Source organism: Vibrio sp. 10N.222.55.C6 (assembly GCF_041473395.1).
In the GTDB taxonomy this organism is placed as follows: Bacteria; Pseudomonadota; Gammaproteobacteria; order Enterobacterales; family Vibrionaceae; genus Vibrio; species Vibrio crassostreae_C.
In genome coordinates, this window is sequence record NZ_JBFRSD010000887.1 from 1 (window position 1) to 406 (window position 406).

The 406-nt window shown below is 48.0% G+C and carries 1 protein-coding gene; it reads left to right on the top strand.

The genetic code is table 11. From position 1 onward, the window contains the following. Positions 1-406 (top strand): carbohydrate porin (locus AB4486_RS26700; protein ID WP_372119786.1); only part of this gene is annotated, 406 nt, incomplete at both ends.

The following is a 406-nucleotide window of genomic DNA, read 5'->3' on the forward strand; positions in this document are numbered from 1 at the left end:
CTGCTGGATGACGCAAAAGCTGTTCGACTGTTTAGCTACGGTGTGACTCGCATTGGCGACAACTGGCGTTTAGCACCTGCATTAATGGCAGAGCATAGCCAAGACCGTCTGAAGAAGAATGACGAGTTCACATGGGCTTCTTTAAACGTTCGATTAGCTCAAGAGTTCACAGAGAACTTTGAGATGGTTTACGAAGGTTCATTGCAGTACATGGATTTGGACAACGCGACCGAGCAAGCGAACGGCGGTTTCTACAAAGCGACAGTTGCACCAACACTAAAGCTTTCAACCAGTACTGGCTTTTTTGACCGACCAGAACTGCGTTTCGCTGTGAGCTATGTGGATTGGAGTGAAGACTTGAATGGTTACTCGATCAGCACTGACGCAGATGCAGCAACAATGGGTG